Source organism: Herbidospora galbida, assembly GCF_005233835.1.
Taxonomy (GTDB): Bacteria; Actinomycetota; Actinomycetes; order Streptosporangiales; family Streptosporangiaceae; genus Herbidospora; species Herbidospora galbida.
Window position 1 is genome coordinate 1 of record NZ_SZQA01000064.1, and the last position, 20,711, is coordinate 20,711.

The window sequence follows — 20,711 nt, forward strand, 5'->3', positions numbered from 1 at the left end:
GCCTCGGCGAGCGGGCTCCCGGCGCCGGGCCGCTCCCCCGCCCGCCGGGCGACCACCTGCGCGGCGGCCTGCTCCAGCAGGTCGAAGGGGGAGTCGAGACCCCGGCGCTCGGTCCCGACGAGAGCGGTGGAGACCAGCTCGTTCCACCCGTTGCGCCGATCGAGCCTCACAGGACCACCACCTCGTCGTTGTCGTCCCACGTGGTGAGGGGACGCAGGCCGTCGGGAGTCCATTCCACGGCGACCGTCACCAGGTGGCCGCCCGAGACCGCGATCAGCTTCCACGGATCGCCCGCCGAGGGGTGGAGCCGGAGGCCCTGCCCCGAGTCGCCCAGGAGGCACCATTCCTTGCCGTCGCGCCCGACCCGGGCGCCGGTGATCACCAGCGGCCACGAGTCGGTCCACGGGTCGCGGGTCAGGACGTCGGCGATCAGCTGTGGCACCCCCTCGACGGTCACCCCCGAGGCGGGCGCCCTGGCGGGCACGGCCGCGCCGTAGCGGTCGGCGATCAGGGCCCGCAGCGGCGCCGCGCCCGGATAGTAGGAGACGTCGGCGTCGACGCGGGTGCCCAGCACCAGCGACGCGTCGAGCGGCTGGCCGGGCGGCGCGAACGACAGCACGAGGGCCACCCTGCCGGTCGCCCGGCCGTGCAGCCAGACCCGCCGCGACAGCAGCCGGTCGCGCTCCTCGTCGCGCAGCGCGATGACCTGCCACTCGTCGCGGATCGGCGGGAGGGCCAGCACGGTCTCCTTGGGCACCTGGTAGCCGACCCGCTGGCGGACCGTGTCGCGCAGGTCGCCGGGCAGCTCGGCGGCCCGCCGGTGGGCCACGGCCAGCAGGTGGACCATGGCGTATTCACCGAGCAGCCGGCCCGGCCAGTTCTCGTCGCGGAAGACCCGCGTGAGCCCCGAGAAGGTCCCGGCCAGGCCGGGCGCCTGCGCGTCGACCAGGCGTTTGGCCAGGTCGCTCCATTCGGCCAGACCCGTCTGCCGCGCGTCGGACAGCCCGCTCGCGACCTGGTCGGACAGCCAGCGTTCGAGCTCGGCCAGCCCGGCGGTGACGCGCTCCTCGCGCTGCCGGGCCCGGCCCTCGTCGGGCTTGGCGGCGGAGGGCTCGGCCTTCTTCTCCGCGGCCTTCTTCTCCGCGGCCTTCTTCTCCGCGGCCTTCTTCTCCGCGGCCTTCTTCTCCGCGGCCTTCTCGGCCCGCGCGGCCCGCTGGTCGAACCACTCGGCGGCCCAGGGGGCCGGTTCGGCTGCCGGCGGCACGCCGTCGGCCGACCACAGGAGGAGCAGGCCCAGGGCGTGCTTGCAGGGGAACTTCCGGCTGGGACAGCTGCAACGGTAGGCGGGTTCGGACAGGTCGACGCACGCCTGGTAGGGCTTCGACCCGGACCCGGCGCACTCGCCCCACAACGCCGGCCCGCTCACCCCCATGGCGGACCACTTCCTGGGCGCGCTCACCCCGCCGGCCGCCTTCTGCGAGGCGGCGTCGGGCGCGAGCGCCAGCACCTGGTCTCGACTCCATCGTTCGGTCACGCGCCGCACCCTAGCCGCGCCGGGCGACAAAACGTGCAAGATCACGAAGAGGGCCCGGGGTTCTGTCGGGGTGACGTGCCATACTCGCAGCGTGGTGGGCCGAAAGACACAAACCGGGCTTGTCGGGCGGGGGTTCCAGCTCGACCGGCTGTCCCGGGTGCTCGACGCCGCGACCGGGCGGATGGCCGGGGTGGCGCTCGTCGGCGGTGACGCCGGCATCGGGAAGACCCGGATCGTGTGCGAGCTGTCCGAGATCGCGCGGGAGCGCGGTTTCACCGTCCTGGTCGGGCAGTGCGCCGAGCTGGGCAACGCGCTGCCCTATCTGCCGCTGGCCGACGCGCTGCGCAGCGCCGATCTCCGGTCGGCGCTCGAATCGCGGCCGGTGCTGCGGCGGCTGCTGCCGGGGGCCGACCCAGACGGGTCCGACGCGCTCAGCGGGGCGCTGGCGCAGCAGCGGCTCTTCGGCGCGACGCTGAGCCTGCTGGGCGAGCTGGCCGACGAGCGGCCGGTGCTGATGGTGTTCGAAGATCTCCACTGGGCCGACCATTCGACGCGTGACCTGCTGGTCTTCCTCACCCGCATGCTGCAGCGCGAGCGGGTGGTCCTGGTCGGCACCTACCGGACCGACGACCTGCACCGCCGTCATCCGCTGCGGCCGGTGCTCGCCGAGCTCCAGCGGCTGCCGCTGGTCGTGCCGGTCGAGCTGCCGCCACTCGACGACGAGGCGATGGCGACCCACCTGACCGCCCTGGGCGGCGGGAACGCGGGGCTGATCGGCGGGGTCGTCGGGCGGGCCGGGGGCAATCCGTTCTTCGCCGAGGAGCTGCTCCAGGCCGCCTCCAGCGGCGACCGGCTGCCGGCGACGCTGGCCGACCTGCTGATGGCGCGCGTAGAAGGACTGTCCGACACGGCCCAGCAGGTGCTCCGCGTGGCGGCCGTGGCCGGGCGGCGGGTCGACCACGACATGCTGCGCGCGGCGGCCGGGCTGGCCGACCGGCCGCTCGAAGAGGCGCTGCGCGAGATCGTCTCGCGCGGGCTGCTGACGGTCGACCAGCACATCGGCTACGACTTCCGCCACGCCCTCCTCCAAGAGGCCGTCTACGACGACCTGCTGCCGGGCGAGCGCACCCGCCTGCACATGACGTTCGCGTCGCTGCTGACCGAGTCGGGGGGCCGGGCGGCCGAGCTGGCCCACCACTATTCGGCCGCCCACGACGTGCGGGGCGCGCTGATCACCTCGCTGGAGGCGGGTCTGCGGGCGACCCAGATGGGCGCCCCGGCCGAGGCCAACCGGCATTTCGATCGGGCGCTGGAGGTATGGGAGCAGGTTCCCGACGCCGACGCGATCACCGGCACGACGCGGGCGCGGCTGATCCTCGACAGCGCCGCGGCGGCGGCCGACAGCGGCGACAACCACCGGGCCATCGCCCACCTGCGGCGGCTGCGCCAGCTCGTCACCGAGCCGCAGCTGGTGGCCGAGACCAACGAGCGGCTGGCCTGGTATCAGGCCGACGGCGACGACTTCCACGGCATGGCCGAGGCGGCCCAGGCGGCGGTCGACGTCGTCGGCGACGGCCCGGAGACGCCGATGCTGGCCCGCGCCCTGGCCACCCACGCCCGCACGCTGTGGATCGCCGAGCGGGTGGCCGACGCGCAGGAGGCCGCCGCCCGCGCGCTGGAGGTGGCGCGGCGCACCGGTTCGATCGAGGCCGAGTCGGCGGCGCTGGTGTCGCTGGGCATCCAGCAGGAGTCGCTCGGCGACCCCGACATGGCCGAGGAGCTGCTGTCGATGGCGGCGGCGAAGACGTCGGGCTCGCTGTCGATGGACCTGCGGGCCTGGTTCAGCCTGGCCCGGCTGCAATACGAGCGCGGCGACCTCGACGCGGCGGCGGAGTCGGCCGAGGCGGGGCTCCAGGTGGCCCGCGAGAACGGCCTGATGTGGAGCACGTTCGGCACCGACCTGCGGTTCCTGCGCTACCTGATCTCCTTCGCTGCGGGCGACTGGGACGCCGCCGAGAAACGGGCCGCCATGTTCGGCGTGCGGGTCGGCACCCCTCCCGAGGCGCTGCTGTCGTCGTTCGCCCTGTTCGTCGAGGTCGGCCGGGGGCGCGCGGTGGCGGCCGAGCGATTGCGCTGGCTGGAGCCGTTCTGGGGCGCCGACGACCTGGTGACCTACATGACCCGGGGCATGGCCGCCGAACTGGCCCTGTGGCGCGGCGACCCGAAAGAGGCGCTCGGCCACGTCGACGCGGTCGTGGCGGTGCAGCAACCCTACGACTCGGGGCTGATCCGCATATCGGCGACCGGCCTGGCGGCCCTGGCCGACCTGCCGCCCGGCGATCCGGCCCGGCAGCGCGGCACCGAGTTCGTCGAGCGGGCCCGCTACGCCGCCACCCACGGCCCCGCCGGCCCGCGGACCACGCTCGGCCCCGAGGGCCAGGGCTGGCTGGCCCGCGCCGAGGCCGAATGGCACCGGCTGTCCGGCACCGCCACCCCCGAGGTGTGGGACCGGGCGCTGACCGCGTTCGACGGCGGCTTCCCCTACGAGCAGGCCCGCAACCGCTGGCGGCTGGCCGAGACCCTCCTCGAGACGGGCGACCGCGACCGGGCCCGCGCCGAGTGGGAGAAGGCCGTCGAGGTGGCCGACCACCTGGGCGCCGCGCCGCTCCGCCACGCCCTCGACCTGCTGGGCCGCCGGGCCCGCTTCACCCTGCCCGACGCGGCCGAGCCGGGCCGGGCGAGCGTCCTCGACAGCCTGACTGGCCGCGAACGCGAGGTCCTGGCCCAGGTGGCGGCGGGGCGCTCCAACCGCGAGATCGGCGAACGCCTGTTCATCAGCCAGAAGACGGCGAGCGTCCACGTGTCCAACATCCTGGCCAAACTGGGCGCGGCCACCCGCACCCAGGCCGCCGCCATCGCCCACCAGGAAGGCGTGACACCCCCCGACGACTGAACCCGCCAGGTCGCCACGAAGATCGATAATCTCGGAACGCAGGTGCCGCTGGAGGGAGCCGACATGCAGAAGCCGCCGCTGGCCGAGGAGCTCGGGCTGGAACCCCACCCCGAAGGGGGCTGGTTCAGGGAGACCTGGCGGTCGTCCGTCATGTTCTCCCCCGACGGCTACGACGGCCAGAGGCACAGCGCGACCGCCATCTACTTCCTCCTCGAACCCGGCGAGGAGTCGGCCTGGCACGTCGTCGCCTCCGCCGAGCTCTGGTTCTGGCACCGCGGCGGCCCGCTGGTCCTCACCTTCGGCGGCGACGGCGATCGGCCGCAGACCGGCGAGAGCGTCGTCCTGGGGCCCGACGTCGAGAAGGGCCAGCGGCCCCAGGTGCTGATCCCGCCGGGGGTCTGGCAGGCGGCCCGCCCTGAGGGAGACGAGGGCGTGCTGGTCAGCTGCGTCGTCTCCCCCGGCTTCGAGTTCACCGACTTCCGGCTGGCCGAGTAGCGGGCCTCAGGAAGGGCGCGTGGTGATCCGCGCGTGGAGGTGCATGTCGTGCCAGCCGTTCGCGTGCAGCAGCGAGCTGTGCAGGATGCCCTCCAGCACGAACCCCGCCCGCTCCGCGACCCGGCACGACGCCGGGTTGGCGATCGCGTGGCGGAGTTCGAGGCGGTGGAGCCCCAGGTCGTCGAAGGCCCAGCGGGTCACCTCAGAGACCGCCGCCGTGGTGCCGCCCCGGCCTCGGCCTTCGGGGAGGGTCCAGTAGGCGATCTCCCCCAGGCCCAGTTCCAGTTCGACCGTACGCAGGGCCACCCGGCCCACGGCCAGGCCGTCGCGTTCGACCACCCACGACGCGCCGGTCTCCAGGGTCCAGCGGGCCCGCCAGCGGGCGATGACGTTCGCGGCCCTGGCGGCGTCGGCCTCGTGTTCCAGGTTCCACAGGCGGATGTCGGGGTCGGCGAAGGCGGCCATGACGATCGGCTCGTCGCCAGACTCGCGGAAGGGGCGCAGCAGCAGGTCTCCGGTCGTCAGCGACGGCTGGGGGCGGTCACGCATGGAACCGGCGGGGACGACCTCGGGGATGACGTACACCCGCCTATCTTGCCGTCCGGAATAGGGTGAACAGCACGCGCACGACGAGGAGGTCGCACGATGACCCGGCAGATCGTTTCCGTCATCGGGGGTAAGGACGAGCCGTCCGGCACGCCCTATGTGTCCCGGAACCCCGCCCGGTTGAAGGAGGTCGTCGCCGAGGTCGCCCTGGCCGACGCGGCGACGTTCGCGGCGGCGTGCCGGAACGCGGCCGCCGCGCAGCACGACTGGGCGCGGGTGCCGGCGCCGGTGCGGGGGCGGGTGATCGCGTCGATCGGGCGGCTCGTGGAGACCAACGCCGAGGCGCTGGCGCGGCTGGTCAGCGAGGAGATCGGCAAGCCCTACGCCGAGGCGCTGGGCGAGGTGCGCGAGATCGTCGACACCTGCGACTTCTTCATCGGCGAAGGGCGGCGTCTCTACGGGCAGACCGTTCCGTCGGAGATGCCCGACAAGAACCTGTTCACGTTCCGGACCCCGGTCGGGGTCGCGGCGGTGATCACGGCGGGGAACTTCCCGGTGGCGGTGCCGTCGTGGTACCTGGTGCCGGCCCTGCTGTGCGGGAACTCGGTGGTGTGGAAGCCCGCCGAGTACGCCGCCGCCTCCGCCTCCGCGCTGCACCGGATCTTCTCGGCCGCAGGGCTGCCCGAAGGAGTGTTCAACGTCGTCTTCGCCGACGGCGAGCAGACGTTCGCCGGGCTGGAGACCGCGCTCGGCGAGGGGACCGTCCACAAGGTCGGCTTCACCGGCTCCTCCGAGGTCGGGCGCAAGATCGGCGAGCTGTGCGGGCGGCACCTGCAGTCGCCGTGCCTGGAGCTGGGCGGCAAGAACCCGATGGTGGTCATGCCCGACGCCGACCTGACCCTCGCCACCGAGGGCGCCCTGTTCGCCGGGTTCGGCACCGCCGGCCAGCGCTGCACCTCGCTCGGGACGGTGATCGTCCACGAGTCGATCCACAGCGACTTCGTGGCCCGGTTCACCGCCGCCGCGCAGTCGGCCCACGTCGGCGATCCGGCCCGGAAGGTGCTGATGGGGCCGCTGCTCGACCAGAAGTTCGCCGACCGCTACGAGGAGTTCCTGACCTGGATCGGCGACCACCACACGGTCACCGGCCCGGTCGGCCGGATCACCGAGGCCAACCCGTGCGGCCACTTCCTCGGCGACGACCCGAACGAGGGCCTCTTCTACCACCCGGTGATCGTCGACGGCGTCCGGCCGACCGACCGGCTGTTCCTGGAGGAGACGTTCGGCCCGATCGTCGGCGTGACGACCTTCTCCACCCTCGACGAGGCCATCGAGCTGGCCAACCTCCCCGGCTACGGCCTGTCGTCGTCGATCTACACCCGCGATCCGCAGTCGGCGTTCCGCTTCCGGGCCGGGGTGTCGGCCGGGATGGTCAGCGTCAACAACTCGACCTCGGGCGCGGAGGCGCACCTGCCGTTCGGCGGAAACGGGAAGTCGGGCAACGGAAGCCGCCAGTCGGGCATGTGGGTCCTCGACCAGTTCACCCGCTGGCAGGCGATGAACTGGGACTATTCGGGCCGCCTGCAGAAGGCCCAGATGGACGTCGCGGAGATCACGCCCGACCTGGAGTTCACGCTCTGAAAAGCTTCCTTCCGTTACGGCTCCGCCCAACCGGCACCGACCACCGCTCCAGGTCCACGCCGCATCCGCGACGTGAAAAGGTCCGGCCCCCACGCCGGAGCCGGACCTTTTCAGCTCGAGGTCACGCGCAGCGCGAGACCAGGTCCCAGTAGCCCGAACGGGTTTCCTGGAGGCTGCGCTGGGTGCTGCCGGTGAGGCCGAGGTAGTCGTTGGAGCCCTCGGCGTACACGAGGAAGAAGAACTCCACGTAGGCCCGGCCGGCCGAGACGTGCGCGTTGTTCGTCGCGGTCACGCACTTCTTCGCGGGCGCGGTCGGCGTGGCCGACGGCGAGGCCGACGGGCGCGGTGAGGTGGTGGGGCTCGGCGTCGTGCTCGGGCTCGGAGTGGTGCTCGGGCTCGGGCTCGTGCTCGGTGAGGGCGTGGCCGAAGGCGACGGCGACGCCGTGGGCGACGGGGCGGACGACGGCCCGCCCGACGTGTTCAGCAGGACGTTCGGCGATCCGCTGCCCGGGTTGGTCACCGCGCCGGTCACGCCGTTCTTCACGAGGGTGTCCCTGATCTGCGCCGGGGTCGCGGTCGGCGTACCGGAGAGGATCAGGGCGGCCGCCCCCACGACGTGCGGGGTCGCCATGCTCGTGCCACTGATGGTGCTCTTGGCGGTCGGCGAGTTGTACCAGGCCGAGGTGATGTCGGTGCCGGGCGCGAAGAGGTCGAGGCAGTCGCCGTAGTTGGAGTACGACGCGCGGGCGTCGTTCTTCGCGGTGGCGCCGACGGTGATGCCCTCGGGGACCCGCGACGGCGACGACGAGCAGGCGTTCATGCTGCTGTTGCCGGCCGCCAGGCCGTAGGTCACGCCCGACTTGATCGAGTTCTTCACGGCCGTGTCGACGGCGGTCGAGGCCGAGCCGCCCAGCGACATGTTGGCGACGGCGGGCTTGGCCGCGTTGGCGGTCACCCAGTCGATGCCGGCGATGACGCCGGAGTTGCTGCCGCGCCCGGCGCAGTCGAGGACCCGCACGCCGACCAGTTTGACCTGCTTGGCCACGCCGTAGGCGGTTCCGCCAACGGTCCCGGCGACGTGGGTGCCGTGGCCGTTGCAGTCGGTCGCGTCGTTGTCGTTGGACACGAAGTCCTTGCCGGAGACGGCCCGGCCGCCGAAGTCCTGGTGCGTGGTGAGGACGCCGGTGTCGATGATGTACGCCGTCACCCCCGACCCCGTCCCGGTGTAGGTGTAGCGGGAGTTCAGGGGAAGGGCGCGCTGGTCGATGCGGTCGAGGCCCCACGACGGCGGGTTGGCCTGCTCGGCGTCGATCGTCACCACGGCGTCCTGCTCGACGTAGGCGACGTCGGGGTCGGCGGCCAGGGCGCGGGCCTCCTTCGCGGTGGCGTTGATGGAGAAGCCCTTGATGGCCCGGTTGTACACGTTCTTCACCTGGCCGCCGTTCTCGGCGGCAAGGTCGCGGGACTGCGCGCGGACGTCCGCCGTCGGCTTCAGCACGACGATGTAGCTGCCGGGGATCGCGCCGGGATTGTCCGTCCCCGCCACCACGGCCGTACGGGCCTGGACGGGGGCGGCGAGCGACGCGCCCGCGAGCGCGGTGGCCGCAAGCAGCGCCGCGACTCGGGGGATACGGTGCATCGGGGGTCCTTTCCTGGGTGGCGCACGCATACGAAAGGCCCGAATGAGGGCATGACGAAACGCCAGGTCAGATAGGGCGGAACTAATCGCCTGTGCTGAGCTTCCAGGAAATTTCCGGTCAAAACCGGCGGTATATCATTTCCGGTCTGATGCCCTGAGGGCGCGCACGACTGCGAGTACAGTCGGCAGTTCGTCGTCGTCGAGCGCCTCGACGAGGTCGCGCAGCTGCTGCCTGATCGCGCCCGGATCGTGCGCCAGCCACCTCCCCCGGGGCCGCCTCGGCCCGAGCAGGGCGACGAGCGAGTCGGCGGGCAGCCCGAGGATCGACTCCAGCTCCCGCACCGCCGCCAGCGACCGCGACCGCTCCGGCCGGGAGCGGCCGCGCTGCCAGTTGCTGAGACTGGCCAGGCTGACATGGGCGCCCCGCTCGGCGAGGCGCACGTGCAGACGTTCCAGCGACAGGCCCCGGGCCGCGATGGCGGCCCGGAGCGCGCGTTCGAACGGTCCGGTGCGGAGCAGGACGGCGAGCTCCCGTTCGGGGCCCCGCGACCGGTCGTTAATCACACATGCCACGTTTACACCGGTAAGGGTAGGTAGTCCATTACTGCTGGGTGATCTTCACATCATCGACGGCCGCCTCGACCAGTGAGGCGGTGCCGGTGTCGGCGGCGCTGACCGTGATCTGGACGGTCTGGCCGGCGAAGGCCGCCAGGTTCACCGACGCCGTGGCCCACGCGCCGTTGCGGTTGCTCGCCGCGCCGAGCTGCTGGAAGACCTGGGTGCCGTTGACCGAGACGCGCAGATAGTCGGTGGTGGAGGAGTTGCTCCCGTGGGCTAAGTACCACGAGAACGACAGGGTCAGGGTGCCGGTGCTCGGCAGGGTGATCTGCGGGGAGCGGATCGAGGTGACGCCGCCGTCGAGGTCGTAGTCGCCCGCCGAGGCGCCCGCGAGCGGGCCGGTGACCAGGTCGAACGAGCCGCTGACGGTGGTGCCGAGCTGCTTGGCGCCGCTGGAGGTGGTCGCGTCGGGGTTGGCCCGGGTGAACTGGCCGATGGTGGCGGTGTCGGTGCCGAGCGGGTTGGCGGTCCAGCCGGTGGCGGTCTCGAAGTCGTCGGTGTAGACGGTGACGGCCGGCGGGCCGCCGCCGCAGTACTGCGACTGCTTGCCGATCACCTTGTAGACGCAGTCGGCGTTCTCCAGGAGCAGCAGGGTGGCCTCGCGGTTGCGGGTGGTCTGCGGCACGATCGCCTCGTCGGGCGGGTAGAAGCCGGGGTTGGACGCCACCGGGTACATCTCGAAGGTGTAGGAGAAGATCTTGTACGCGCCCCACATCCAGTCGTCGATCGACCCGTCGGTGATGTAGAGGTCGCTGGCCTGCTCGGGGGTGTAGTTGTTGGTCGCGGCCATCTGCTGGCCGAGCACGGCGTGCGCGTCGCGGTCGTCCTGGGTGAGGCCGGGGGCGGTGTTGGCGGTGGTGTAGCCGTAGGGCCACAGGATCAGCTCGCCGTAGGAGTGCCAGTCGATGTGCGCCTTGATCTGCTGGACGCCCCCGACGACGCGGCCGCGGACGAAGTCGGCCACGGCGCGCACCTCGGGCGCCGACTCGGCCGAGGGGCCCCGGTAGGTGTCCGACGACGTGGTGCCCGACGATCCGCCGCAGCAGCCCCAGTTGTAGGCCCAGTTGCGGTTCAGGTCGGTGCCGATCGCGCTCGACCCGCTGTTGGGCTGGCGGTTCTTGCGCCAGCTGCGGTACGACCCGGTGGCGATGTCGTACTCGCTGCCGTCGGGGTTCATGTTCGGGACGATCCAGATCTCGCGCGAGTTCACGATGTCCGTGATGCGGGAGTCCGAGCCGTAGGAGTCGGTGAGCAGGTTCATCAGGTAGATCGCCATCTCGACGGTCAGGTGCTCACGGGCGTGCTGGCTGTGGGTGAACAGCACCTCGGGCTCGTTCTCGTCGGTGGCGACGTTGTCGCTGATCTTGAGCGCGAACAGCTCCCGGCCCTGGTACGACGTGCCGATCGACACCTTGCGGATGATCGACGAGTGGGCCGACAGGGCCGCGTTGACCACCGTGTTGAGCTCGGCGAAGTTGTGGTAGGCGCTGTCGGCGGCCGGGAAGTCGAGCGGCTTGGGCACGACGGGCGCGAGCCGGTTCGGCGCGGCCGTGACGGTGTGGCCCAGGGCCCTGATCGCCGCGACCTCCTCGCTGGTCGCGGTGACGACGATCCGGTCGGCGGCGACCTCGTCGATGGCGGCACCGGTCTGGGCGACCGCGGTGCGCTGCTCCTGGGTGCTCACCCCGTCGACGGTGTACTGGCGGTTGGGCGGGGGTTCGGCCCCGGCTCCGGCGCTCGTCAGGCCCGTGGTCAGGACCAGGACGATCAGTGTCAGAACAACTGTCAGGCGCTGCTTCATGTCGACAAAAGTGAATCGGCCCCGCCACGGAGGCAAGGCCGACTCACGATCTTCCGTCAAGTCCGTCGTCCGGAGCGCTCAGGACGGCGGGCGCTTGGTGCAATTCTGTGTTTTCTACTTCTCCCGGCCGTCGTACCCGAGCAATCTCATGGCCACTTCGGGGTCCATCGCGGCGGCGAGGAGCTGGGCCCGCTCGTTCGCCCGGTCTCTGGCCTCCTCGGCGCGCCGCCGGTTGGCCTGCTGGGCGCGGATCACCCCGACCACGATGGCCAGGATGGCGACGATCCCGAGCAGGATCAGGAAGAACACGACGACCGTGCCGGTCGGCAGCCCCGGCACCACCTCGGTCGCGCCGTTCATGGCGCCGCCGGAGACGGCGATCACCACGAGGACCAGCGCGGCCAGCGCGAGCGCCGCCCCGAACAGGCCCCAGAGCAGGCCGCGCGACCGCGAGCTCCCGGGCTTGGCCGCCGCCGCGTCGGGCGGCGGCGGGGGCAGCGGCACGCCGTTGCCGTTCGTGTTCGCCCACGGGACGAAGTCGACCGAGCCGCTCCCGTTGCCGTTCACCGGGACGATCTCCCCGGTGATCGTGCCGGCGGGAGCGAAGGCGGGCACCGAGCCGTTGCCGGCGACGCCCGCCGGCTGCAGCGACAGCTGGCGCACGCGCGGCATCGGCATGACGGCGGTCACCTTGGTGTGCCCCTGGTGCGCCGCCACGGCCGCCTCGTGGTATTCCTCCAGCTCGCGCTGGAAGTCCTCGTCGGCGTAGACGGTGCCGTCGACCAGCGGGCCCGTCGTGCGCTCGATGATCGCGATGACGTCTTCGCCGTTGAGGGTCTTCTGGGTCTCCAGGGCGTGGGCGACGGCCAGCACCTGGGCCCGATTGGCCCGCAGGAGTTCCTCGGTCTCCTCGTACAACCGCGCCAGCCCCTGCTCGATGCGGTCGTGGACGCCGCTCGCGCCGTCGGGGCGGGGCTCGTTCAGGTTGCCCGCCAGGAAGCCGATGTTGCCGCCGGGGCCCTTCTTCCGGGGCGCCGGCTGGCCGACGCCGCTGAGGCCCAGCTCCAGCATCGCCGGGAGGGCGGTGATGGCCATGCCCATGCCGTAGCGGGTCTCCATCACCGCGGTCATGTACGTCGCGGCGTCCAGGTCGCCCGAGACGCCCGAGGAGTTGTCGTCGCCGAAGAACATGCGCTCTCCGACCAGCGAGGCGAGGGACGTCTTGATGTCGGCCTCGAACTCCGACTTCCACCGGGTGAACTGGTCTTCCGGCTTGATGCTGGAGACCATGCCGAGGTAACCGGCGCCCTTCTCGATGGTGGCGATGTCGATCTCGAAGTGCCGGGTGGTGCGGTAGGAGACCACCGCGTGGCAGGCCTCGTGGACGGCCACCGCGTGGCGCTCGCGCTCGATGTACTCGACGTCCTCGGGCGGGCCGAGCTGCTTGAGCCGCTTGGCCTTCGTCACGTCGGCCCAGGTGATCACCTCGCGGCCGTCGCGGATCGCGGTGATCAGGGACTCGTTCACGAGGTCCTTGATCGTGGCGCCGGTGGCGTAGGGGGTGATCGTGGCGAGCTTGTCGATGTTCTCGTCGGTCAGCTCGTGGCGCACCTTGTTGAAATAGCCCTGGTAGGTGCGGATCCGGCCCGGCTTGGACGGATAGCCGACCTTGTAGATCCGGTCGATGCGGCCGGGTCGCAGGAGGGCCTCGTCGAGCGCGTCGGGCATGTTCGTCGCCATCATGACGAGGATGCGGTACTTGGGCGGCGGCTTGGGCCGCATGCCGAGCAGTCGCCGCACGTGGCGGTTGACGATGCCGCGCGGTTTCTTCAGGCCGGACAGTTCGGTGAGCAGGGCCTGGAGGGTGCCCATGTCACCGCCGCCGCCCATCATGTTGCCGCCCATCATGAACCGGCTGGTCCTGGTGCGGGGGGCTTCCTCCTCGGTCCGCTGCATCGACTCCCGGAGCAGGGTCTGCCGCGAGCCTTCCGACAGGTAGGAGAAGCCGTGGCAGGCGTCGCCGAAGGCCGGGCTGAAGCTCGGACCGGTGCGCGGGCCCTGCTGGGCCAGCGAACCGCGGCGGCCGAGCGAGTCGGCCTCGTCGAAGAAGACGATGACGCCGCCGTACCGCAGGGCGAGCTTGCGCAGCTTGCGGAACAGCGACTTGACCTTGAGGATGCCGATGCCCATGAACATGTTCGTGAAGGCGCCGGGGTCGACGAACACGTACGGCTTGCCGGTCTCGCCCGCGACGGCCTCGGCCATCAGGGTCTTGCCGGTGCCGGGCGGGCCCCACAGCAGGAGGCCGCTGGGCACGTATCCGCCGCGCTGCTCGATCTCGTCGGGGCGCTCCAGGAAGACGATGTTCTCCTTGACCCGCTCGACCACGTGGTCCTGGCCCCAGACGTCCTCGAAGCGCGTCTTGATGTCGTCGGGGAAGTAGGTCTCGACGCCGCCCCGTGAGAGGAACCAGAACAGGCCGATGAACTGGAACACGATGAAGAAGAACGCGAAGGCGAGCTGCGCGATCATCGGCATCGCCTGCCACAGCAGCGCCGGGGCCTGGAACAGCGCCATGACGGGCGACACGTCCCCTGGCAGGACCTCGGCGAGGATGAAGGCGATGAGGGTGATCCAGAAAACGACCTTGATCGCGCGCGACAGCCGGTAGCGGGTCCAGTCGCTGAACCTGCGGTGCACCCAGCGGTCGAAACCGCCGAAGATGCCCTTGGTCCACAGACGGTGGTAGCCGGCGGAGCGCTCGGAGATCAGGAAGTGGAGCTGGCGGATCAGGTCGATGCCGATCAGCCAGAGAATCCAGCCGGTCGCCTCGGCCTGGTAGACCAGGGCGTCCCAGAAGGTCATGATACCTTCGAACTCACCCATCGTCTTGACGGTGAGGATGAGGAACGCCGCGACGAGGAAGATGATGATCTTGGCGCGATCCCAGAACGCCATCTTCTTGCGGGTGCGCGGATCCCTGTCGTCGGGGCCCGATCCGGGTGGCCGGAGCCCTTCGTATTGCGGCGGGGAAGCCGTCTTCATGTGGGCTCCTTACCCGAAGTTGTTCTTCACCTTGAACGACTGCGCGATGGAGTCGAGCTCGGCCTGGCGCTGCTGGAAACAGGTCGCGGAGCAGCGGATCAGGAACGTCGACATGGTGGTTCCGTCGGCCGACAGATAGCCGGTCTGCTGGAAGGTCTGCAGCGGGCCGCCCATGTATCGGAGGCTGAACTGCACCCGCACGCCCTTCGCGCCGTTGTCGCCCTCGAGCACCTCGTCACGGGTGAGCTCGAAGTTCTTGTACGGGTATTCCTTGTTCTGCTCGTTCTGCGTGCGTTCGGCAGCCGTGGCCGTGACGGGGAAGCCCATCACGTTGCGCAGGGCGTTCAGCGAGACGTCCTGCTGCTGTTCCTCGGAGAGCGTCTGCACGATCGCGAACGCGAACGGCTCGTCGGGGCCTTCCGGTCCCGCCGTCATGATGTGGTCGATCGACGGCTGGGTGTGGCCGTCGTAGGCGGCGGTCCAGATTCTCTGTTTCAGCACCTGGGTGGTCGCCGAGGACGGATCCCCGAGGAGCGCGGCGTCCACCGCGTCCTGATCGACCTTGTGCCAGGTGGCGGGGACTTTGAAGTAGGTGCTGCCGCCCGAGTCACGGACGAATGTGTATTGCGAGCCGCCGCATCCGGCCAATCCGGCGATCATCGCGGCGACCCCGAAGGCCGCCGCCGCGCCGGACCCCGCCCGCCATGTCTTCACAGGGCCATACCTCCGCTTTGCGGGTCTACGAGGTAGTAGTGCCCGTTTTCCAAGTATCCCCTTACCGGGACTGTTGTTACATCTTGGAAAACTTGACCAAATCTTGCCCGGAGCTTAGCTGCATTTGTGACGTGATCATAGGGCGGCGGGAACCGCTGTCTCGACATGTCAACTTTTTGCGGCAGCGTAGGCTGCATGGCATAAGCCGGGCGTAAGCGGCACTTCCCCCAGAACGACCGTTGATGCACGAACTGGCGAAGCTTATGTGACCGAAGCCGTTCGGACGAATCGGGACGACTCTGACCTGCGACGTCCCGCAATCCTCGCCGATTATCGACGCCCGCTTATGCCTGAGATCTCGCGATGCGGCCGATACCTGCATCAGAAAGGCAATATCGGTCCTATCGAAAAGCATGAATCGCGGCATACCGGATCCTGGGCCTGGGTCTCGCGCCCGGGGAGCAGGGTGATCAGCAGGAGGCTAGGCTGCGGGCCATGCCCACCGCACTCGTCACCGGCGCGACCGCCGGGATCGGCGCGGCGTTCACCCGCCGCCTGGCCGCCGACGGCTTCTCTCTCGTGCTGGTCGCCCGCGACCGCGACCGGCTGGCCGAGCAGGCCGCGTTCCTCGGCCGCCGCTACGGCGTCCACGCCGAGGTGCTGCCCGCCGACCTGTCGGCCGACGACGGCCTGAAGGCCGTCGAGGAGCGGCTGCGCGAGGGGGTCGACCTGCTGGTGAACAACGCCGGGTTCGGCAACCGGGCGATGTTCCTGAGCGCGCCCGTCGAAGACGAGCTCACCATGATGAAGGTGCACTGCGAGGCGGTCCTGCGGCTCACCTACGCGGCCCTGCCCCACATGCGGGCCAAGGGCCGGGGCGGGGTGATCAACGTGGCCTCGGTGGCGGCGTTCTTCACCCGGGGCACCTACGGCGCGTCCAAGGCCTGGGTGGTCAACTTCAGCGGCGCCGTCGCCGCCGAGACCTCCGCCGACGGCGTGCGGGTGATGGCGCTGTGCCCCGGTTTCGTGCACACCGAGTTCCACCAGCGGGCCGGGATGGACACCACCGGCATTCCGGAGTTCCTCTGGCTGGAGGCCGACCCCGTCGTGAAGACGGCGATGCGCGACCTGGCCCTCGGCAAGGTCGTCAGCGTGCCCGACCTGCGCTACAAGCTGATCGTCGGCGTGGGGCGGCTGCTCCCGCAGAACCTCACGGCCCGCGTCTCCACCCACATCGGCCGGCGATTCAGGTAGCGCTTCATGACCGGGTCTCCTCGTACAGCCGCAGGTAGAGGGCCGACACGTCGTCGACGAACCGCGACTGACCGAAGTAGAGCCCGGCGCGCTGGGCGGCGGCGTCGCCCAGGCGGCCCGCGTAGCCGGGGTCGCGCAGGATCCGCACGACCGAGGCGGCCAGCAGCCCCGGGTCGGGGTCGGTGAGCAGCCCGGTCACCCGGTCCTCGACGACCTCGGGCACCCCGCCGACCCGCGTGGCGACCGCCGGGACCCCCGACGCGGCGGCCTTGAGGAGGTCGAGGGGGATGCCCTCGTAGTCGCTGGTCAGCAGCATGACGTCGGCGGCGGCGTGGATGATCTCCAGGTCGGTGCGGCGGCTGAGGTAGGCGACGGCGTCGCCGAACCTGACCGCCTTGGCCCGCAGGTCGGCGGCCAGGTCGCCGCCGCCGCAGACGAGGATCTTGGTCATCGGCAGGCCGCGCAGCACCAGCGCGACGGTGTCGAGGAACCGGTCGGGCCTGCGGTTCTTGGTGACCTTCCCGACGAACGCCACGACGGGGATGTCGGCCGGCAGCCCCAGCCGGGCCCGCGCGACCTCCCGGGTCGGCCGGCCGGCCATGCGCACGCCGGGCCGGACGACGGCGTACTGACGCGGGGCGCCGATCCCGGCGGCGAGCAGGTCGTCGCGGACCTGCGCGCAGTCGGCGATCAGCCGGTCGCTGACCCGGGCCAGCCGCCGCTCGACCGCGGCCTGGCGCGGATGGACGTCGAAGGTGTGCACGCGCGCCGGGACCCGGGCCATCGTCGCGGCCATCCGGCCGAGCGCGCCCGCCCTGGCCGTGTGGGTGTGCACGATGTCCGGCCGGAACCTGCGCATCTCCCTGACCAGCCGGGCCAGCGCGCGGGGGCTGTCGTCCGGGATGGTGTGCGCGCGTTCGTGCATCGTGGTGGTGTAGAGGCGCTGCTCGAACCGGCCGGGATCCAGGTGGTCGAGCAGCGTGACGGCCTGGAGCGCGGGTCCGCCCGCGTCCAGCCCGGTGATCACCCGCATGACCCTGATGCGCTCGCCCATCACTGGCCCCCGTTTCGACCCTGTTCCGGTATGTCTGCCCGGCGGGCAGTCTTGTTCAGCGCGGGGCCCTCATGTGGCTGTGAGCAGCGCGAATGTCATGCGCTTGCGAAGGATTAGCGGCTCGTTTGCCATCGTGACCCGGTTTGCCCCGCTATGGGCAGGGCGCTCGGCCGCGCGGCACCTCCTTCGGGTACGTGCGCGGGTCGCCAATAATCCGCAAAAGGCGGCGCAAGCCCGCGCGTGGCTGAGCCGGCCCGCGCCGACGGCGTCTCTACCGTCTCTCTCGCCCACTGACAGCGAGGAGCACCGTGGCGCACCATCTGATCACCGGGGGCGGCGGCTTCGTCGGCTCGCACCTGACCGGGGCCCTGCTCGCCCGGGGCGACACGGTCACCGTCCTGGACGATCTGTCCAGCGGGTCCCCCGCCAACCTCCGGCACCTGCGCGGGCATCCGGCGCTGCGGTTCGTCCAGGGGTGCGCGCTGGACGCCCCGCTGGTCGGCGACCTGGTCGGCGGGTGTGACGCGGTCGTCCACCTGGCGGGCGGCGAGGCGGTGCTGGACGCGGCCCGGCGGCACGGCCGCAAGGTGCTGGTGGGCACCGACGACCACGCCGCGGCCTTCTCCACCGGGGAGCCGCCGCGCGGGGCGACGTACCGGACCGAGAAGGACCTGCTCGTGGTGGTGGCCCGGCTGTTCGACGTGGCCGGGCCGAGGCAGCGCGAGGAGCACCTGGTGCCGAGGATGATCCGGCAGGCGCTGGCCGGGGTCGACCTGGTGGTGCCCGGCGACGGGTCGCAGGTGCGCTGCCTCACCCACGTCCGCGACGTCGTGGAGGCGCTGACGCTGCTGCTCGACGAGCCGTTCGCCCTCGGCGGCATCTTCGACGTGGGCGCCGACGACGAGGTCAGCGTGCTGGAACTGGCCAAGGCGATCGTCGAACTGGCCGGGAGCGCCTCGGGCATCACCTTCCACGGCGGCGCCCCCGAACCCGGCTTCCGGGTGGCCGACGCGTCGCGGCTGCGGGCGCTGACCGGATGGCGGCCCCGCCGGAACCTCGACGAGATCCTGCTCGACACGATCAGCGAGGCCCGCGTCCGGTGAACCCCGCGATCGTGCTCGGCACGGCCGTCTCCGCCACCGTCGTGGGCGCCCTGGCCGTCGAGCCGCTGCGCCGCCTGGCCCTGCGGGTCGGGCTGGTGGACCACCCCGGCGGGCACAAGGCACATCGGGCCCCGACCCCGTACCTGGGCGGCCCGGCCATCATCCTCGGCACGGCCGTCGCGGGCGTGGCCGACGACCCGCGCGTCCACGCCCTGCTCTTCGGCGGCCTGGTGTTCGCCCTGGTCGGCCTGGTCGACGACGCCCGCCCGCTCGGCCGGCTGCCGCGCCTGGCCGTGGAGACCCCGACCGCCCTGCTGGTCGCCGTCAACAGCGTCCGTGCCGACCTGACCGGCGTGTCGTGGCTCGACGTGACGCTGACCGCGACCTGGCTGGTGTTCGCGGCGAACGCCTTCAACCTGCTCGACAACATGGACGGCGCGCTCGGCGCGGTGACGACGGCGACCGGCCTGACCCTGGGCGCCGCCGCGCTGGCCGCCGGGAGCGGGCCGGTCGCCCTGGTGCCGTTCGCCCTGGCGGGCTCGGCCGCCGGGTTCCTCGTCCACAACTGGACCCCGGCCCGCATCTTCATGGGCGACTGCGGCTCGCTGTTCATCGGCTTCACCGTCGCCGGGTGCGCGCTGCTGGTCTTCGACGGGCCCTTCCACGCCCCGGCCGGGGCGCTGCTGGCGACCTTCACCGCGACCGTCGACACGGGCGTCGTGCTGCTCGCCCGCGCCCTCCACCACCGGCCGCTGACGTGCGGCGGCACCGACCACGTGGCGCACCGGCTGCGGCGGGTCGGGCTGCCGGCGCCGGTGATCGTGTACGGCCTCGCGGCGAGCGCGGCGGTGAGCGGGGCGCTCGCGGTGGCCATGACGCTGGGCCTGCTGTCGCCCCTGGTCGCCCTGTCGGGCGCCGGGACCGCCGCGGTCGCCGGGGTGCTCGCGTTCCAGCAGGTCGACGTCTATCGGGTGGCGGTGACGGCATGACGGAACATCTGCGGCTGGTGCGCCGGGGCTGGTGGATCCTCCTCGTGGCCGCCCTCGGCGGCGCGGCGTGCGCGCTGCTGGTGACCGGCTCCATGCCCGTCAGGTACGCGGCGGCCGTCTCCTTGATGGTCGACCAGAAGGGCTCCGCCGACCCGCTGTCGCAGCAGCGGGTGAAGTCGTACGCCCGCCTGGTCACCAGCCGCCGCGTGCTGCTGGAGGTCGCGGTGGCCGAGCACCTCGACCCGGCCGCCCTCGACGTGCGGTCGGAGGTCGTGCCCGGCACGGTGCTGCTGCGCGCCATCGTCACCGACGGCGACCCGCACCGGGCCGCCCGCGTCGCCAACCGCATCGGCGGCGAGCTCAGCGGCCTGATCCACACCCTGGAGAAGCGCTCCGCGATCGGCGTCACCGTGGTCGACCAGGCCACCCCGCCGACGCGCCCGGTCTCACCGCGCCCCCTGGTGAACGTGGCGGCCGGGATCCTGCTGGCCCTGGTCTTCGCCTACGGCTTCCTGATGCTGCGCTCCCGCCTCGACACCACGATCGCCGACAGCGACGACCTCGCCGAGGTGACCGGCGCGCCGACCCTCGGGGTCATCGGGCGCGACCGCCGCCGCCCCCTGATCGTCACCGGCGTCCGGGCTGAGGCCTTCCGCGCGCTGCGGACCAACCTGCGGTTCGTGGGCGTCGACGGCCGCCCGCGCTCCCTGCTGGTGACCAGCTGCGACACGGGCGAGGGCAAGTCGACCCTGGCGATCAACCTGGCCCTGGCCGTCGCGCGGACCGGCCTGCGGGTCGCTCTGGTGGACGCCGACCTGCGCCGCCCCTCGCTGGCGGCCCACCTGGGCCTGGACCCCCGGTCGATGGGCCTGACCGACGTCCTGGCCGGCTCGGCCCGCCTGCCGGAGGCCCTCCAGCGCCGCCACGACCTCGACGTCCTGCCCAGCGGCCGGATCCCGGCCAACCCGAGCGAACTGGCCGGCTCGCCCGGCATGCGCCGCGTGCTGTCGGACCTGACCGCCGACCACGACCTGGTCGTCGTCGACGCGCCGCCGCTGCTCCCGGTGACCGACGCGGCGGTCCTGGCGACGGCCTGCGACGGGGTGCTCCTGGTGGCCCGCGCCGGCCGCGCCCGCCGGGAGTCGCTCGCCCAGGCGGTGGCGCAGCTCGCGCGGGTGAACGCGCAGCTCGTCGGCGGGGTGCTGAACTTCGCTCCCGTACGGCCCCGCTCGCCCTACCCCGAGGACCGGGCGCCCCGCAGGGCCTTCCGGTAGGTCACGCGGTCGCCACGGCGTGGGCGGGATTCGCCGCGAGACTGACGAGAA

General features: G+C 71.8%; 15 protein-coding genes. 7 read left to right on the top strand and 8 right to left on the bottom strand.

The features are described 5' to 3' along the window. Nucleotides 1-166: 166 nt before the first annotated feature. On the bottom strand, nucleotides 167-1,534 hold the full coding sequence (locus FDA94_RS36670; protein WP_170991283.1) for an SWIM zinc finger family protein: 1,368 nt from the start codon (nucleotides 1,532-1,534) through the stop codon (nucleotides 167-169). A gap of 91 nt (nucleotides 1,535-1,625) precedes the next feature. Between FDA94_RS36670 and FDA94_RS41275 the strand changes: the two genes are divergently transcribed. Both FDA94_RS41275 and FDA94_RS36680 read left to right on the top strand, forming a co-directional pair. Beyond that, a complete protein-coding gene (locus FDA94_RS41275) occupies nucleotides 1,626-4,487 on the top strand; it encodes a helix-turn-helix transcriptional regulator (protein WP_281286691.1) in 2,862 nt (953 codons plus the stop codon). A gap of 63 nt (nucleotides 4,488-4,550) precedes the next feature. After that, on the top strand, nucleotides 4,551-4,982 hold the full coding sequence (locus tag FDA94_RS36680) for a cupin domain-containing protein (RefSeq protein ID WP_137251648.1): 432 nt from the start codon (nucleotides 4,551-4,553) through the stop codon (nucleotides 4,980-4,982). 6 nt (nucleotides 4,983-4,988) lie between these two features. Here FDA94_RS36680 and FDA94_RS36685 read toward each other — a convergent pair whose 3' ends face one another. Beyond that, complete coding sequence (locus FDA94_RS36685) at nucleotides 4,989-5,567, bottom strand: GNAT family N-acetyltransferase (RefSeq protein ID WP_212735674.1); 579 nt, start codon at nucleotides 5,565-5,567, stop codon at nucleotides 4,989-4,991. Between the two features lie 60 nt (nucleotides 5,568-5,627). Between FDA94_RS36685 and FDA94_RS36690 the strand changes: the two genes are divergently transcribed. Beyond that, complete coding sequence (locus FDA94_RS36690) at nucleotides 5,628-7,169, top strand: aldehyde dehydrogenase family protein (protein WP_137251633.1); 1,542 nt, start codon at nucleotides 5,628-5,630, stop codon at nucleotides 7,167-7,169. Nucleotides 7,170-7,290: 121 nt separating this feature from the next. Here the strand turns inward: FDA94_RS36690 and FDA94_RS36695 are convergent, their stop codons facing one another. The 5 genes from FDA94_RS36695 to FDA94_RS36715 form a co-directional block, all read right to left on the bottom strand. After that, nucleotides 7,291-8,808, bottom strand: coding sequence for a S8 family peptidase (locus FDA94_RS36695; RefSeq protein WP_170991284.1), 1,518 nt, complete (start codon nucleotides 8,806-8,808; stop codon nucleotides 7,291-7,293). A gap of 135 nt (nucleotides 8,809-8,943) precedes the next feature. After that, nucleotides 8,944-9,381, bottom strand: coding sequence for a hypothetical protein (locus tag FDA94_RS36700; protein WP_212735675.1), 438 nt, complete (start codon nucleotides 9,379-9,381; stop codon nucleotides 8,944-8,946). Between the two features lie 28 nt (nucleotides 9,382-9,409). After that, a complete protein-coding gene (locus tag FDA94_RS36705; protein ID WP_137251635.1) occupies nucleotides 9,410-11,227 on the bottom strand; it encodes a M14 family metallopeptidase in 1,818 nt (605 codons plus the stop codon). Nucleotides 11,228-11,341: 114 nt separating this feature from the next. Next, a complete protein-coding gene (locus FDA94_RS36710) occupies nucleotides 11,342-14,272 on the bottom strand; it encodes an AAA family ATPase (RefSeq protein ID WP_137251636.1) in 2,931 nt (976 codons plus the stop codon). 9 nt (nucleotides 14,273-14,281) lie between these two features. Then, nucleotides 14,282-14,986: a hypothetical protein gene (locus FDA94_RS36715; protein WP_137251637.1), complete on the bottom strand. Its 705-nt coding sequence runs from the start codon at nucleotides 14,984-14,986 to the stop codon at nucleotides 14,282-14,284. 495 nt (nucleotides 14,987-15,481) lie between these two features. On the opposite strand from FDA94_RS36715, the gene FDA94_RS36720 reads away from it, so the two are divergent. After that, nucleotides 15,482-16,240, top strand: a complete 759-nt coding sequence (locus tag FDA94_RS36720) for an SDR family NAD(P)-dependent oxidoreductase (RefSeq protein WP_137251638.1) — start codon at nucleotides 15,482-15,484, stop codon at nucleotides 16,238-16,240. 4 nt (nucleotides 16,241-16,244) lie between these two features. Here the strand turns inward: FDA94_RS36720 and FDA94_RS36725 are convergent, their stop codons facing one another. Next, nucleotides 16,245-17,294 carry a glycosyltransferase gene (locus FDA94_RS36725; protein WP_137251639.1) on the bottom strand — a complete coding sequence of 350 codons (1,050 nt, stop codon included), beginning with the start codon at nucleotides 17,292-17,294 and terminating at the stop codon, nucleotides 16,245-16,247. Between the two features lie 308 nt (nucleotides 17,295-17,602). On the opposite strand from FDA94_RS36725, the gene FDA94_RS36730 reads away from it, so the two are divergent. Genes FDA94_RS36730 through FDA94_RS36740 form a run of 3 tightly spaced genes read left to right on the top strand, consistent with a single transcriptional unit; the run spans nucleotide 17,603 to nucleotide 20,660 of the window. After that, nucleotides 17,603-18,397 (top strand): NAD-dependent epimerase/dehydratase family protein, encoded by a 795-nt coding sequence (locus tag FDA94_RS36730; protein ID WP_137251640.1) that lies wholly within the window; start codon nucleotides 17,603-17,605, stop codon nucleotides 18,395-18,397. Beyond that, entirely contained in the window at nucleotides 18,394-19,386 is a 993-nt protein-coding gene (locus FDA94_RS36735) for a glycosyltransferase family 4 protein (protein WP_170991285.1), read from the top strand. Before FDA94_RS36730 ends, FDA94_RS36735 begins: the two co-directional genes overlap by 4 nt. Beyond that, a complete protein-coding gene (locus FDA94_RS36740; RefSeq protein ID WP_137251642.1) occupies nucleotides 19,383-20,660 on the top strand; it encodes a tyrosine-protein kinase domain-containing protein in 1,278 nt (425 codons plus the stop codon). Before FDA94_RS36735 ends, FDA94_RS36740 begins: the two co-directional genes overlap by 4 nt. The last annotated feature ends 51 nt before the right edge of the window (nucleotides 20,661-20,711 follow it).

Coding starts and splice junctions, on each gene's coding strand:
- FDA94_RS36720 (WP_137251638.1), top strand. CDS start 15,482: ATGCCCACCGCACTCGTCACCGGCGCGACCGCCGGGATCGGCGCGGCG.
- FDA94_RS36680 (WP_137251648.1), top strand. CDS start 4,551: ATGCAGAAGCCGCCGCTGGCCGAGGAGCTCGGGCTGGAACCCCACCCC.
- FDA94_RS36725 (WP_137251639.1), bottom strand. CDS start 17,294: ATGGGCGAGCGCATCAGGGTCATGCGGGTGATCACCGGGCTGGACGCG.
- FDA94_RS36690 (WP_137251633.1), top strand. CDS start 5,628: ATGACCCGGCAGATCGTTTCCGTCATCGGGGGTAAGGACGAGCCGTCC.
- FDA94_RS36695 (WP_170991284.1), bottom strand. CDS start 8,808: ATGCACCGTATCCCCCGAGTCGCGGCGCTGCTTGCGGCCACCGCGCTC.
- FDA94_RS36710 (WP_137251636.1), bottom strand. CDS start 14,272: ATGAAGACGGCTTCCCCGCCGCAATACGAAGGGCTCCGGCCACCCGGA.
- FDA94_RS36740 (WP_137251642.1), top strand. CDS start 19,383: ATGACGGAACATCTGCGGCTGGTGCGCCGGGGCTGGTGGATCCTCCTC.
- FDA94_RS36705 (WP_137251635.1), bottom strand. CDS start 11,227: ATGAAGCAGCGCCTGACAGTTGTTCTGACACTGATCGTCCTGGTCCTG.